Consider the following 14,802-nt stretch of genomic DNA (forward strand, 5'->3'; position numbering starts at 1 on the left):
GGTGTGCACGTGATCGACTGCCCGGTCGATTACAGCGAGAACGACCGCATCCTCAACAGCGAGCTGCGTGAGCGCGCGCTGGCGGTGTAAGGCCTAACGACCTTATCGCAGTAAGCCGGCACCCACAGGTATCACACGATCCTGTAGGTGCCGGCAGGTGCTACATAGCAACCACTTCACGCCTCTTGCAATTGATCATTCTCAGGTTCTCTACTCATGGAGAACACGAGATCATGACTATTGGTTCAACACACAACCATCCTGCCGATCTGGCCATCGACCCTTCGCTGCCAACGGCGTACGAGGCATTTTGTAGGGGGAGTCCTACCGCCGTTGTGTGATTTTCCTTTGGTTCCATAGGACTCTCCTGACTGTCGCTCCCTGACCCAACATCGCTTTACTGGCGTCCTTCCAAAACAACCACAAGAAGGAAGCCGCCATGTCTGAATCCTGTTCTCCCGTCAGCCCCGTACGTATCGCTGTCATCCAGTACGACCCTCAGGTCGGTCTTGAACACTGTGAGAGCAACGTGAGCAGAGGCCTGGCATTGGCCCGGCGCGCAGCACGCGAAGGTGCCAACCTGATCGTACTGCCTGAACTGGCCAACACGGGCTACACCTTCAACTCCCGTGCCGAAGCCTATTCCCATGCGCAGGTGCTGCAGGACGGCCCTTGCCTGAAAACCTGGGCCGACTTCGCCAGGCAATACCAGGTATACCTGGCTGCGGGGTTTGCAGAACGCGACGGGCTGAAGCTCTACGACAGTGCTGTCCTGTTTGGCCCCGAAGGCCTGCTTGGGCATTACCGCAAAGCGCATCTGTGGAACCAGGAAAAGCTTTGGTTCACCCCCGGTGACCTGGGGTTCCCGGTATTCGAGACGCCTATCGGCCGTATCGGCCTGCTGATCTGCTGGGACATCTGGTTCCCGGAAGTACCACGGGTGATGGCCGCACAAGGTGCCGACATCATCTGCAGCCTCAACAACTGGGTATGGACCCCGCCGCCTTTGTTCGATGATGCAGGGCGCTGCATGGCCTCGTACCTGACCATGACGGCAGCGCATGTCAACAACGTTTATATCGCCGCCGCGAACCGTGTCGGCAGCGAGCGGGGCGGGCGCTTCCTGGGCTGCTCGCTGATCGCCGGTACCAATGGCTGGCCGATCGGCGAGGTGGGCAGTGCAGAAGCCGAGGAGATCATCTATGCCGATGTCGATTTGAGCAGTGCACGCTCGGCACCGATCTGGAACAGCCTCAACGACCTACCAAGAGACCGGCGCACCGACCTCTACGATGTCACCCTTGGCTATCGCTTGCATGCACCTATGCCACGTTGAGGAGTTGCGAATGAACACGCTCTTCTTATCACGACAGCAGTATTGGCTTGTGTTGATCTTCGGCTGCCTGCTGGTGTTTCTCGCTGCAAGCCTTGGCCATGGCCAATGGCTGGATTATGCACAGAGGGTGGCGACGCTTGATGAGCCGCTCAGCCGCTTGCGCTGGATTGTTGGTGATATCAGTGAAGTGGCATTCTACAAGCACGAACTACCCGCGCTGGGCTTGCTGCTGGGCGCGTGCCTGGCGCACTGGGCGCAGGTGCGAGGGTACCGCTGGCAGGGCTTTGCCATCTGCTATGGCAGCGGATTATGGCCATGGGTGTTTACCAGCTCGCTTTTGGGCTTGCTGCTTAGCCATGTGTTGTGGGGATGGACCTTGGCCAGTGGCACCTGGCAACCCACCTTCGTTGCCTTCGTGTCATTGCCGGCAGCCATGGTCTTGCTTTTTGGTGCGGGCTGGCGGGTGACGATCACAGGGGCGCTACTGGGGGCACTACTGGTAACACCGGCCAGCCTGCTGATGGTCAATTACCTGTGTTATCCCCTGCAGTTGCCAGTGGTAGTGGGCAATGTGAGTGGCATGGCTGTGGCAAGCGTCGTGGCCTTCATCCTGTGCAAGCGCTTTCCTTCATGGGTACGCCAATGCGGTGAACCCACCGTCGTGGCGCCGGTTGTCAATCAGCCTGACTACGGTGTGGTCTGGACTTTGCGGCGCGTTCTGGGCGACTTCAGCGAAGCCCCATTCTTTGGTAATGAGCTGGCCAGCCTCGGGCTATTGCTGGGTGTGTTGCTGGCATACCTGTTGAGCCCGGCTGCACTGTCCTACGGTTCTATGCTGGTGATGCAGATGGTGGCCGGGCAGGCCCTGGCATCCCTGGTCGGGGTTGTACTCTGGCGTGGACAGTGGAAAGCCCGTGGGTGGTACCCTACCTACATTCCGATTGTGTCGATCGTCCCGGCCGCGGTGTTGACACATGGCGGCAGCTGGCAAGTGGTGGTGGCCAGTGCAGTGCTGGGTGCCCTGGTGGCTCCGCCGCTGGCAGTGGCGATCACTCAGCGGTTGCCGGCCTATGTGCATGGCTACATCGGCAATGTGGTGTCGATGGCCATCTGCACGCTTGGCATCGTGCCGGTAGTCGGGTTGCTTGTGGGGGGAGAAGCATGAGTGAACATTCGAGCCTGCCCAGGCTGTCGATCGCCACTCTGGGTGGCACGGTCAGTATGCGGGCCGGTGCTGTCGGGGATGGTGTGACGCCAAGCCTGGATTGTGAGCGGCAACTGCTTCAGGTTCCACAATTGCGCGAAATGGCGCAGTTGAACGTTGCTTCATTGTGCCTGCTCCCCAGTGCATCGCTGGGCTTCGCGACGTTGCTGGAGGTGCTGGCATGGGCCCGGGGCGAGGTGGAGCGCGGGGCTCAGGCCTTGGTATTGAGCCAAGGGACCGACAGCCTTGAAGAAACGGCCTATTTCCTGGATCTGCTCTGGCCATTCGATGTGCCATTGGTGATGACCGGTGCCATGCGCTCGGCGAGTCAGCCGGGCAATGATGGGCCGGCCAACTTGTTGGCTGCGGCTCAGGTTGCATTGGCACAAGACAGCCGTGGGCGAGGTGTGCTTGTGGTCATGAATGATCAGGTCCACTGCGCGGCAAGGGTTCGCAAGACGGCCAGCCTGGCGATGGCGGCATTCGAGTCGCCCGGATGTGGCCCGTTGGGCGACGTTGTGGAGGGTGTTGTGTTGTATCGCCATCCGCCCGGGCGACGGAAAGTGTTGCCGTTACCCTATCGCACCGACCAGCGCGTTGCCCTGCTGGAAGCCTGCCTGGACGCAGACACGGCGCTGCTGCAGGCTGTGGCCACATTGGGTTATGAGGGGTTGGTCATCGCCGGTTTCGGTGCTGGGCATGTTTCCGCCAGTTGGTCCGAAGTGCTGGAACACCTGGCGCCCACCTTGCCGGTCATGGTTGCTACGCGCACAGGTAGGGGGCTTACAGCCCGGGCAACCTACGGGTTTGCTGGTGCAGAGATCGACCTGCAGAAAAAAGGCGTCTACATGGCTGGGCAACTCTGCCCGCGCAAATGCCGCATCTTGCTGTGGCTGCTGATAGGCACCGACCGGCAACATGAGCTGCAGGACTGGTTGCAGTCCTGAACCATCTGCCCGCGCGGGTGTTCGCGCGGGCAGCCCTTCCGGCGTTGCTGTGCTAGGGTGCACACACTTTTGCTTCCCAGGATTCTTACCCATGCTCCCCGTACTCAGCGAAAAAGAACTCGACCGCCTTGAAGACCTGCTGATCACCTATGGCAACGACTACTCGGTGCTGAACCTGGCCGAGCTCAATGGCTTTTTCGTCGCACTGGCCAGTTCGCCGGTCACTGTCCTCCCGGAGCAATGGCTGCCGGCGGTGGCGGGTGGCAAGGTACCGAAGTTCAAGAAACCCGCCCATGAGGAGGCCTACACGGCATTGATGCTGCGTTATGCCAGCCAGGTGGCAGAAGAACTGAGCAATGATGTCGACCAGTTCGAGCCGCTGTTCGAGGAACGCGAAGGCGAGCAGGGCACTGTGATCGTGATGGAGGAGTGGTGTTTCGGCTACATGCGCGGTACCCAGGTGGCCGGTTGGGGCGAGTTGCCACCGGAGCAGGACCCGCTGCTCAAGGCCATTTCGCTACATGGGCTGGAGGATAATTTCGAGCTGCTGGACCAGATGAGCGATGAGGATATCCAGGCCTGTGTGCCGCAGGTGGTCGAGGCTGCGCGTGGGCTGTACCGACATTTCAAAAAACTGCACTGATCGGATCGTTGGCTAGCGCTCACCTGCAGGCGCCAGTGCAAGTGTTTGGAAACCATTATTCCGCCCAGCGAAATTATGGTTTCCCCTGCGCACTGATTCTGCTACCAGCCGATCCAGTGCAGCATGTGCTCCATCAGCCCCATCCCGGCGCTGACCAGGAGCCAAGCCCATGTCGAACCCGATCAAGCTCTACAACTTCCCCAAGTCTGGCCACGCCCATCGCATCGAGTTGATGCTCTCGCTACTGAACCTGCCCACCGAGCTGGTGTTCGTCGATCTGGCCAAAGGCGCGCACAAGCAGCCGGACTTCCTCGCCCTCAACCCATTCGGCCAGGTTCCAGTCATCGATGACAACGGCACCGTGATTGCCGACTCCAACGCCATCCTCGTCTACCTGGCCAAAAAGTATGACAACGGTACCTGGCTGCCCGAAGAACCTGCCGCCGCCGCCCGGGTGCAACGCTGGCTATCGGTCGCCGCAGGCCCGCTGGCGTTTGGCCCGGCAGCCGCCCGCCTGGTCACGGTGTTCGGGGCTTCGTTCAATACCGACGAAGTGATTTCCCGCGCCCACACCTTGCTCAAGGTGATCGATGCCGAGTTGGCCAACACGCCATTCCTGACGGGTAGCACACCCACCATAGCGGACATTGCCAACTACTCGTACATCGCTCACGCCCCCGAAGGCAACGTGTCGCTGGAGCCCTATGCCAATGTGCGCAACTGGCTGGCGCGGATCGAGGCGCTGCCGCGTTTCGTCCCCATGCCGCGCACCGTGATCGGGCTGCAAACCCACGCCTGAAACCCCGCCATCGCGAGGAACGCCGCCATGCAACAATCTCCTGATCACCGCCCCTCGCCCTGGCATGCGGGTGAAAAGACCCTGCAGGAAAAGGTCGGTGTAGCAGAACGCATGGAGGCGTTCGGGCAAAAGGTCATTCGTGACCACATGCCCGACCAGCACCGAACGTTCTATCACCAGTTACCGTTCATGGTCGCCGCCAGTGTGGATGCCCAGGGTCGGCCTTGGGCCACGCTGCTGGAAGGGCCAGAAGGGTTCGTAAGCTCGCCTGACCCTCGTATGCTGAAGATCCACACCACGTTGCCAGCAGATGACCCCGCCACCCCCGGGTTGGCAGCCGGGCAGGCGGTCGGCCTGCTGGGGATCGAACTGCACACCCGTCGGCGCAATCGCATCAACGGGCAGATCCGCCACGCTGCCCAAGGGCAACTGCAAGTGGCCGTAGAGCAGGCGTTTGGCAACTGCCCGCAGTACATCCAGTTGCGTGACTACACCCGCGTCACCGAACCCGCCCTCGGGCGCATCGATGCGACAACACTGGATACTTCAACCGTCAGCATGATCCAGGCGGCCGATACCTTCTTCGTCGCCAGCTATGTCGAGCATGCTGACGGCCAGCGCTCGGTGGATGTCTCCCACCGTGGTGGCCGGCCAGGGTTCATCAAGGTCGAAGGCAATCGGCTCACGATTCCCGACTATGCTGGCAATCTGCATTTCAACACCTTGGGCAACCTGGTGGTCAACCCGCGGGCCGGCTTGCTGTTCATCGACTTCAAAAATGGCAATGTGTTGCAACTGTACGGGCGTGCCGAGGTGCTGCTGGACAGCCCGGCCATCCAGGCCTTTGAAGGCGCTGAGCGGTTATGGACACTGCAGGTCGAGAAGGTGGTGTGGCGTCCGGCAGCCGTTGCCCTGCGCTGGGCTTTCAAGGAGTACGCGCCGACCAGTCTGATGACTGGTACCTGGGCCGAGGCCGATGCGCGCCTGGAGCAGCGGCAACAACAGCGCCAATGGCTGGCCTGGCGGGTGCTGCGGGTGGAGCAGGAAAGCCGCGACATCCGCTCGTTCTATCTCGAACCACCGGCAGGCTGCCGTGTGGCCTTTGCCCCTGGCCAGCATCTGCCTGTGCAAGTGCCGCGTGATGGCGAGTCAGCGCTGATCCGCACCTACAGCCTTTCAAGTGCCCCCGACGATGGATTCTTGCGCATCAGCGTCAAAGCCCAGGGCCCGGCTTCGCGGTATCTGCATGAGCGCGTTGTGGCCGGCGATGTGCTGAATGTGCGCCCGCCGATGGGCAGCTTCACGCTTGACCAGCAAAGCACGCGCCCGTTGGTGCTGATCGGCGCGGGCGTGGGCATCACGCCGTTGCTGGCCATGCTGCGCCAGCAGTTGAGGACAGGGCAGGCCCGGCGCATTCATCTGTTCCATGGCGCACGCAGCCTGGCCGACTTGCCGTTCCAGCAGGAACTGGCGGCCTTGCGGCAACAGGCTGGCGATCTACTGCAGGTACACCGCGCACTGAGCCAGCCTGAAGGGCACGCGCAGGTCGGTCGTGATTACGAGTTTGCCGGCCGGTTGGGTATCGAACAGGTCAAGGCAACGCTGGCGTTGGACGACTACGATTTCTACCTGTGTGGCCCGGGCAGCTTCACCCAGCAGCTTTACGAAGGGCTGCGTGGGGTGCATGTGCCGGATGCGCGGATTCACGCCGAAGCGTTTGGCCCGTCGACGCTGCGACGGCACACCGACGCAGACCAGCCAATCCTGCAACAGCCGCCTGCCGCCGACGAACCGGTGCCGGTGTATTTTGCCGCGTCGGCCAAGGAGGCTCGCTGGGTACCCGGTAGCGGCACCTTGCTGGAACTGGCCGAGGCGCGTGGGCTGGCCCCGGAGTTCAGTTGCCGGGGTGGTTCGTGTGGTACCTGCAAGACCCGGCTGGTAAGCGGCCAGGTGCATTATCCGAATCCGCCGGCAGAGTTGCCGGAGGCAGGATCGGTGCTGATCTGTTGTGCTGTGCCAGCGAAGGTGGAGGAGGGGATGCAGGCGTTGGTGCTGGATGTCTGATTCAAGCCAGTCGCAGGTGCGGGCTTGCCCGTGAAGACGCCGGCACAGCTAACACCAGGCATCCAGATGAAAGATAATCCCCACGCCTCTTAACCTTCAGGAGCCCGCATGGACCAGATCCACCTGATGAAGGTATTCGTCGCCGTCGGCGAGCTGGAAAGCTTCGCCGCTGCGGCCCGCCGTCTGGACATTTCCCCGGCCGCCGTCACCCGCGCCGTCAGCGCCCTTGAAGAGCAGCTCGGGGTCAAGCTGTTGCTGCGCACAACACGCAGCGTGCGTTTGACCGAGGCCGGCGGCCGCTATCTGGAAGACACCCGGCACATCCTCGCCAGTATCCACGAGGCCAATGAGGCCGCTGCCGGCATCAACGCGACTCCCAGGGGCGACCTGGCGGTGACCGCGCCGATCCTGTTCGGCAAGAAGTTCGTCATGCCGTGCATCGTCCGTTACCTGCAGCAGTACCCGGAAGTCGATGTTTCCGCGTTCTTTCTCGACCGCGTGGTAAACATGGTCGAGGAGGGCATGGACGTGGCCGTGCGCATCGGACCGTTGCCCGACTCCGGGTTGAAGGCGCTGCGGGTGGGCAGGGTGCGGCGCATGTTGTGTGCCTCGCCCGACTACCTGGCGCGCCATGGTGTGCCGAAGCACCCGTCGGACCTGGCCGGGCATGCGATAATCGGCACCACCAACCTGTCGCCGCGTGCGGGTTGGCGCTTCGGAGTGACCGACGAGCCGACCTTGGTGCGCATGAAGCCGCGGCTGACGGTCACCAGCAATGACGGGGCAATCGCAGCTGCCAGCGGCGGGCTGGGGATTGCCCGGCTGCTGTCGTACCAGGTGGCAGACGAACTGGCCAGCGGGCAGTTGCAGGTGCTGCTGGCCGAGTACGAAGAGGCGCCCTGGCCCATTCATGTGCTGCACCGCGAAAGCAAGTACGGCTCGGCCAAGGTCAGGGCCTTTATCGACATGCTGGCGCAAGGATTGCGCGATCAGCAGCTGGATTAAGGTCTTACAGCGGGTCGAAAAGGATGTCAGACAATGTTCGATATCGTGGCGGCCCTTTCTCAGGCAACCCGCTCACAACGCCCGATACTGCATCCTGAACCCCAGGTTCATTGCCTCCCCCCGGTGCAGCAACCGCAACCCGGGTCGCCCTGGCAGGTGGTGCGCATTGATGGGGTGGCTAACAGGTTCAAAGCAGAAAAAACCTTGCCCCTGCGGGCAGTACAGCAAGAAGTGTTCGGCCCCATTGGCACTGCACGCCAATCGATAACCCGCGCTGGGATGTTCGATCACGCACTCGCCTGGCCAGCCACTGAAGGCGTGATCAACCACTGTCTCGGGTAAACGTCCCATGGCATTGAAGCGCCATTGTTCGGGCACCTCGGCCTGGTACGACGGCAACCGCCCATCCTCGGCCAGCCACACTTTGCGTGCCGATGCGTACAACTTGGTATCGGGATACCGCGGAAAGTAGGGGTGCAACCCCAACCCGTACCAGTTGGCCGACTCATCCAGATGGGTTACATGCAGGTCCAGGTTCAGGCACCCCTCATGCAGATGCACATCCAGCGTGGCCCGGTAAGCAAATGGCACAGCACTGTCTAGTGTCAGCCTTGCTCGCCGTTCACTGTGATGCTCCACCTGCCAGGCCTGCTGCCAGGCACTGCCATGGATCGGGTAAGGGTCATGCCCGGTATTGGGTGCCAGTGCCTGCCACCCCTCGGGTCGGGCAAAGCCACCCTCGCCAATGCGGTTGGACCAAGGCGCCAGTGGGTAGCAGGCGAGGCGTCGTGGCGTACCACTTTCCAGGGCGGCCAGGTCGGAATGGCGCAGCAGCGCTTGCCCGGTCGCTTTCACTTCCCAGTTGACCAGGCTGGCGCCCAACTCCGGAGCCAGGCTCAGGCGGGTCAGGCGGTCCTGCAGGTGCAGTTCGGTCGCAGGCATTCAAGGCTCCATTTAAATGAACGATCAATTGGCCCGACGGTAGGTGAGCAGCACGATGCCGCACACCACCACCGCGCCGCCGAGTAATTGCAGGGTACCGAGTTGCTGATCGAGCAAGGCCCAGCCCAGCAGTAGCGTGGCGATGGGTTCGACGTTCATCACGGGTGCGTTCTGCGCCATGTTCAGCCTTGGCACACAAACAAACAGCAAGGTGAAGGCCAAGCCATACAGCACTACAAGGCTGGCCAAGGCCGCCCAGCCACCGCTGCTGCCTGGCAATGACAAACCGGAAGGCATCACGCCGCTTGCGCCTGCAACCAGCATGCTGGAGAACACGATCAGCAAAGTCAGCAGGCTGCGCACGGGGCCGCGCACGCTGGCCAGTTTATGGTCGGTGATCCACAAGGCGCAGGCAAAGGCACAGGCGGCGCCGAAGGCCAGGCTGACCCCTGGCACCCAGTGCGGGTTGGCCGCACCGCTGTCGGCCAGGCGTGCCGGCACATCCAGCGCCAGCACCAGGCCGCACAGGATCAGGCCCATGAACAGCACGGTGCGGCCCGTGGGGCGTGCGCCGCCCAGCGCCCAGGTGAGCAGCGCCAGCAGCATCGGGAAGGTGTTGCCCACCAGCAGCGCCAAAGCCACTGGAATACGCGCCACCGCCGAGTACAGGCACAGGCTCTGGGTGGCAATCAGCAGGCCGAGCAGCAGCTGCCACCGGCGCGCACCGGCGGGCAGGGCCAGGGCCTGGCGTTGCCACAGCAGCAGCCCGGCCAGTACCAGGAACGTGATGCCTGAGCGGCAGAGAATCGCCAGCAGCACGCCGGTGCCGTCATCGAAGGCGATGCGCGCGGCGATGTGGTTGCCAGCGAATGAACAGGCCAGGAGGGCGAGCAGGGCGATGGCTAGTTTGCGTGGGAAAAGCGGTACAGCCGAGGAGGGAACAGCCATGTGCAGGATCCATTTGCAAGAGCCCAGGGGCCGCCAAGCGGCCCCCGGTCATAATTACAGCACCACGCTAGGCAGCCACAGCGAGATCGCTGGAATGTAAGTCACTGCCATCAGCACCAGGAACAGCGCCAGGTAGAACGGCATCAGCGCCTTCACCGTCGACTCGATACTCACCTTGCCAATGGCCGAGCCCACGAACAGCACGGCGCCCACTGGTGGCGTTATCAGCCCGATCCCCAGGTTCACCAGCATGATCATGCCGAAGTGCACCGGGTCCACGCCGATACCGGTAATCACCGGCAGCAGGATCGGGGTAAGAATCAGGATCAGCGGCGCCATGTCCATCACCGTGCCCAGCAGCATCAGCATGAAGTTGATGCACATCAGGATCACGTAGCGGTTGTCCGACAGGGTCAGGAACGCGGTGGTGATCTTCGACGGGATCTGCATCAGCGTCATCACGTAGCCGAAGCTGGCGGCAAAGCCGATCAGGATCATCACGATGGAGATGGTCCGTACTGTGCGGTGCATCAGCTTGGGCAGGTCGCGCCACTTGTAGTCGCGGTAGATGAACATGGTCACGAAGAATGACCACACCACCGCCACGGCTGCCGATTCGGTCGCGGTGAACACCCCCGACAGGATACCGCCGAGAATGATGACCATGGCCATCAGGCCCCACAGCGCCTCACCGGCAATTTTCAGCGCCTCGCGCAGCGGGATGACTTCACCTTTGGGGTAGTTGCGCTTCTTCGCGAAGATCAGGCACAGGCCCATCATCACTGCGCTCAGAAGCAACCCGGGCATGATACCCGCCATGAACAGCGAGGCAATGGATACCGTGCCGCCCGCCGCCAGCGAGTACAGCACCGAGTTGTGGCTGGGCGGGGTCAGCAGCGCCTGCACCGAGCCACTGACGGTCACGGCGGTGGAAAATTCACGCGGGTAGCCTTTGCGCTCCATCTCCGGGATCAGCACCGAGCCCACCGAGGCGGTATCGGCTACCGACGAGCCGGAGATCGCACCGAAGAAGGTCGAGGCCATGATGTTGACCAGCGACAGCCCGCCACGCACGAAGCCCACCAGCACCCCGGCAAAGGCCACCAGCCGCCGCGACATGCCGCCTTCGGCCATGATCGCGCCGGCCAGCACGAAGAATGGAATGGCCAGCAGCGAGAACTTGTTAACACCACTGGCCACCTGGATCATCATCGCCTGCAGCGGGATGTCGATCCACCAGGCGCCGATCAGTGCCGACAGGCCCAGGGCGTAGGCTACCGGCATGCCGATCAGAATCAGCACGATGAAACTGCCCAACAGAATGAACGCTTCCATTTACGCAGCTCCTTCGTTTTCTTCGACCAGATCAAAGCGCACGACCTTGCGGTTGCTCTGATCGCCCAGCAGGAGTTTTTCCAGCACGAACACCAGCGTCAGTACGCCGCCGACCGGGATCGGCGCGTAGGTCATGCCGACCCGCACGCCGGGCAGCGAGGCCAGCGACTGGTTCCAGGTGGTGATGCACAGCCGGGTGCCGTAATAGGTCATGAACACGCACACCACGATCATCAGCAGTTGAACCAGCAGGGCGACCAGCTGGCGCTGCAGCGGCGGCAACCGGTCGGTAATCATCCCAACCGCCATATGCGCCCCGGCGCGATAGCTGGCGGCGGCACCAACGAAGGTGAATACCACCATCAGAAGGATAGAGACTGGTTCTGGCCAGCTGGAGCCGGTGCCCAGCACGTAGCGGGCGAAGATGCCCCACGGGATGATCAGCGTCATGGCCAGGATCGACAGGCCCGCGATCCAGATGCAACTGCGGTACAGCGTGTCGTTCACGCTCAGGAAAAGCGATTTCATAGGCATCACCAAAGCGGCAGGGCGGCGGGCGCCGCACTGCCGAGGTCGATTGGGCAAGGGCGGCTGTTACTGGACGGCGTCGATACGCTTCATCAGGTCGGCGTACTGCGCGCCGTATTTTTCGCGTACCGAAGCCGTGGCGTCGTAGAACGGCTTCTTGTCGACGGTAATGAACTCGACACCGGCGGCCTTGAGCTTCTCTTCGCTGGCGGCAGACTTGGCGTCCCACAGCGCGCGCTCTTCCATCTGTGCTTCACGCGCAACCTTCTTCACCAGCGCCTGCTGCTCGGGGCTGAGCTTGTTCCAGGTGGTCTTGGACATCACTACCGGCTCCGGGAGGATCAGGTGACCCGTGAGTGTGTAGTACTTGGCGCTCTGGAAGTGGTTGTGCTCAAGCAGCGTGGGCGGATTGTTTTCGGCGCCATCGATCACGCCAGTCTGCAGGGCGCTGAAGATTTCCCCGGTGTCCATGGCGATGCCGTTGCCGCCCATGGCGTTCATCATGTCGATGAACAGCGGGTTGCCCTGTACGCGAATCTTCATGCCCTTGAGGTCTTCCAGGCTGCGCACCGGCTTTTTCGTGTAGATGCTGCGCGAGCCGCCATCCATCCAGGCCAGGGCCACCAGGTTGAAATCGGAATTGGTGATCTTGTCGAGGATTTCCTGGCCGATCTCGCCGTCGATGATCTTGCGCATGTGATCATGGTCGCGGAACACGAACGGCATGTTGAATACGTTCACGTCCGGCACCACCGGGCCGACGATCCCCAAGCTGACACGGGTCATCTGCACGGCACCGATCTGTGCCTGTTCGATCACTTCCTTCTCAGAACCCAGAACGCCGCCGGCGAACATCTTGAAGGTGATTTCGCCATTGCTGGCGTCTTCCAGCTTTTTACCCATGTTCTGTTCGGCGACCACGGTCGGGTACCCGGCCGGGTGAATCTCGGCGAACTTGATGTCCAGTGCCGAGGCGGGCATGGCCACGCTGAAGGCGAACGGGAGTACGGCAAGAAGCAGCTTGCGTTTGAACGTCATGATGAAACTCCGTGGTTTTTATTATCTGGTTTCGTGGGTGCAAGTGTGGGTGTGGCACGGCGCGTCAGCCCCGGTAGGCAGGTTCCTCCAGGCCCTTGGTGCCAGGGTCGAGGGCAAATACCCCGCCAGCCAGGGGCTGGTCGCTGAGGTCGATGCCCGTGGGGCGGATCGAGGTGACGTACAGAATGTCCAGGCTGGCGCCGCCAAAGGCGCACATTGCCGGCTTTTTCACCGGCACGCTGAGTGATCGGTCGAGGCGACCTTCGGGGGTAAAACGGTGGATCTGCCCGGCGTCGTTGCCGCAGATCCAGTAGCAGCCGTCCTGGTCGATGGCGGCGCCATCCGGGCGGCCGGGGTAGTTGCGCATGTCGACGAACAGGTGCTTGCCGTGCGGTGTGCCGCTGTCGGTGTCGTAGTCGAAAGCCCATACCTTCTGCACGTTCGGGTGCGAGTCGGACAGGTACATGCGCTCGCCGTCGGGGCTGAACGCCAGGCCATTGGGCACGATCATGCCGTCCTGCTGCAGGTGCAGGTGGCCTTCGCCGTTATGCCGGTACAGCGCACCCACATGGGCGCCTTGCTGCATGTCCAGCAGCATGGTCCCGGCCCAGAAGCGGCCCTGACGGTCGCAGCGGCCATCGTTGAAGCGCATGCCGGCCTGGGCGTGCTGCACGTTGCTGAGCAGCCGGCTGTCCAGGCTGCCGTCCGCCTTGGCCTGGAGCTGGAAAATGCCGCTTTCCATGCCCGCAACCCAGCCCTGACCGCTGCGGGCGATGCAGGCCAGCATCTCGTCGCCCTGCCAGCACTGGTGTTTGCCATCGGCCGCTTGCCAGCGATGCAATTGGCGAGCGGGAATGTCTACCCAGTACAGGGCCTGTTCACCGGGGTGCCACACAGGGCTTTCGCCGGTACCGTTGCGGGCGTCGACGATCAGTTCGCAGTTCATGGCCGTGCCTCCTGGCGTGGGGTCAGTTGAACGGGCCGGCCACGGCGAAAGCGCCGCCCTGGTAGACCATGCTCGGGTCATCGGCGGCGGGTGCCGGTTGGGCCTCCACGGCTGCGCGGAAGGTTTCGGAGCTGTCCTTGGGTACATAGCCCAGGTGCGCGGCATGGCGGTTGTCCCACCACACGGTGCGATTGTCGGAGGCGCCGTAGACGATGGTGTGGCCAACCCCGGGGGTGAACAGCCCGCGTTCGATTAACTGCACCAGGTCGTCGTAACTGAGCCAGGTGCAGAGCATGCGCAGGTTCTGTGGCTGCGGGAACGACGAGCCGATGCGAATGCTGACGGTCTCGATGCCGTAGCGGTCAAAGTAGAAGCTGGCCACATCTTCGCCGTAGCACTTGGACAGCCCGTAATAGCTGTCGGGCCGGCGCGGCGCGTGAGCGTCGATGCGCTCATCCTGGCGATAGAAACCGATGGTGTGGTTGGAGCTGGCGAAGATGATGCGCTTGACCCCGTGCTTGCGCGCCGCCTCGTACACGTGGAACACGCCGCAGATATTGGGGCCGAGAATCTCTTCGAAGGCGTGTTCGGTAGAAACCCCGCCAAAGTGGATGATGGCGTCTACGCCCTCGACCAGGGTATGCACCGCAGCCTTGTCGGCCAGGTCACAGGTAATGACTTCTTCATGCGGGCCCGCGGCCGGGGCCATGGGGCTGATGTCAGACAGGCGCAGGACCTCGGCGTAGCCTTTCAGGCGTTCGCGAAGGACCTTGCCCAGGCCGCCTGCGGCTCCGGTGAGCAGCAGGCGATTGAAGGGGGTAGTGGTCATGGCCGGCTCTTGTTGTTAGTTGTTGTAGGTTGTCGTATGACTTGGGTGATTATTGGCGGTGGTTCTGTGTGTTGTCAATGAGGCTTGGGCGGCTTTTGCCGGCCTTTTCGCGGGTAAGAAATGCGAAAGGCCTGCGCGGTCGCCCGTAGGAGCGGGTTTACCCGCGAAAGGGCCAGGCCTGCTGGCCAATTTCCACCCGCCGTTCACCGTTGCCGCCGCCACCGTATTCGCGGGTAAA

At 62.3% G+C, this 14,802-nt stretch carries 15 protein-coding genes; 8 read left to right on the forward strand and 7 right to left on the reverse strand.

Features of this window, described 5'->3' with window-relative positions:
- The 8 genes from ACF8O8_RS18855 to ACF8O8_RS18890 all read left to right on the forward strand — a co-directional run.
- A partial coding sequence (locus ACF8O8_RS18855) for a hypothetical protein (protein WP_232856785.1) occupies positions 1–90 on the forward strand: 90 nt, incomplete at its 5' end.
- Between the two features lie 349 nt (positions 91–439).
- Positions 440–1,336 carry a nitrilase family protein gene (locus ACF8O8_RS18860; protein WP_392510246.1) on the forward strand — a complete coding sequence of 299 codons (897 nt, stop codon included), beginning with the start codon at positions 440–442 and terminating at the stop codon, positions 1,334–1,336.
- A 10-nt stretch (positions 1,337–1,346) separates the two neighbouring features.
- Positions 1,347–2,501 (forward strand): hypothetical protein, encoded by a 1,155-nt coding sequence (locus tag ACF8O8_RS18865; RefSeq protein ID WP_392510247.1) that lies wholly within the window; start codon positions 1,347–1,349, stop codon positions 2,499–2,501.
- Positions 2,498–3,487, forward strand: a complete 990-nt coding sequence (locus ACF8O8_RS18870) for an asparaginase (protein ID WP_392510248.1) — start codon at positions 2,498–2,500, stop codon at positions 3,485–3,487. Before ACF8O8_RS18865 ends, ACF8O8_RS18870 begins: the two co-directional genes overlap by 4 nt.
- A gap of 91 nt (positions 3,488–3,578) precedes the next feature.
- Positions 3,579–4,130, forward strand: coding sequence for a UPF0149 family protein (locus ACF8O8_RS18875; RefSeq protein ID WP_392510249.1), 552 nt, complete (start codon positions 3,579–3,581; stop codon positions 4,128–4,130).
- Between the two features lie 169 nt (positions 4,131–4,299).
- Entirely contained in the window at positions 4,300–4,929 is a 630-nt protein-coding gene (locus tag ACF8O8_RS18880) for a glutathione S-transferase family protein (RefSeq protein WP_010952317.1), read from the forward strand.
- 27 nt (positions 4,930–4,956) lie between these two features.
- Positions 4,957–6,993: a pyridoxamine 5'-phosphate oxidase family protein gene (locus ACF8O8_RS18885; protein WP_392510250.1), complete on the forward strand. Its 2,037-nt coding sequence runs from the start codon at positions 4,957–4,959 to the stop codon at positions 6,991–6,993.
- 108 nt (positions 6,994–7,101) lie between these two features.
- Entirely contained in the window at positions 7,102–7,998 is an 897-nt protein-coding gene (locus tag ACF8O8_RS18890; RefSeq protein WP_010952319.1) for a LysR family transcriptional regulator, read from the forward strand.
- A gap of 72 nt (positions 7,999–8,070) precedes the next feature.
- Here ACF8O8_RS18890 and ACF8O8_RS18895 read toward each other — a convergent pair whose 3' ends face one another.
- The 7 genes from ACF8O8_RS18895 to ACF8O8_RS18925 all read right to left on the reverse strand — a co-directional run bounded on the left by ACF8O8_RS18895 (position 8,071) and on the right by ACF8O8_RS18925 (position 14,564).
- A complete protein-coding gene (locus ACF8O8_RS18895; protein WP_392510251.1) occupies positions 8,071–8,940 on the reverse strand; it encodes an aldose 1-epimerase in 870 nt (289 codons plus the stop codon).
- 24 nt (positions 8,941–8,964) lie between these two features.
- A complete protein-coding gene (locus tag ACF8O8_RS18900) occupies positions 8,965–9,888 on the reverse strand; it encodes an EamA family transporter (protein WP_010952321.1) in 924 nt (307 codons plus the stop codon).
- 54 nt (positions 9,889–9,942) lie between these two features.
- The gene (locus tag ACF8O8_RS18905; protein WP_010952322.1) at positions 9,943–11,223 is read right to left on the reverse strand and encodes a TRAP transporter large permease; all 1,281 of its coding nucleotides are present in this window, start codon (positions 11,221–11,223) and stop codon (positions 9,943–9,945) included.
- Positions 11,224–11,751, reverse strand: coding sequence for a TRAP transporter small permease (locus ACF8O8_RS18910; RefSeq protein WP_003254832.1), 528 nt, complete (start codon positions 11,749–11,751; stop codon positions 11,224–11,226). It lies immediately after the preceding gene.
- 66 nt (positions 11,752–11,817) lie between these two features.
- Complete coding sequence (locus ACF8O8_RS18915) at positions 11,818–12,789, reverse strand: TRAP transporter substrate-binding protein (protein WP_010952323.1); 972 nt, start codon at positions 12,787–12,789, stop codon at positions 11,818–11,820.
- 64 nt (positions 12,790–12,853) lie between these two features.
- A complete protein-coding gene (locus tag ACF8O8_RS18920; RefSeq protein WP_392510252.1) occupies positions 12,854–13,735 on the reverse strand; it encodes an SMP-30/gluconolactonase/LRE family protein in 882 nt (293 codons plus the stop codon).
- Between the two features lie 22 nt (positions 13,736–13,757).
- Positions 13,758–14,564, reverse strand: coding sequence for an NAD(P)-dependent oxidoreductase (locus tag ACF8O8_RS18925; RefSeq protein ID WP_010952325.1), 807 nt, complete (start codon positions 14,562–14,564; stop codon positions 13,758–13,760).
- Positions 14,565–14,802: the final 238 nt, after the last annotated feature.

The sequence above is a fragment of the Pseudomonas sp. TYF_14 genome (assembly GCF_043105275.1).
GTDB classification, from domain to species: domain Bacteria; phylum Pseudomonadota; class Gammaproteobacteria; order Pseudomonadales; family Pseudomonadaceae; genus Aquipseudomonas; species Aquipseudomonas alloputida.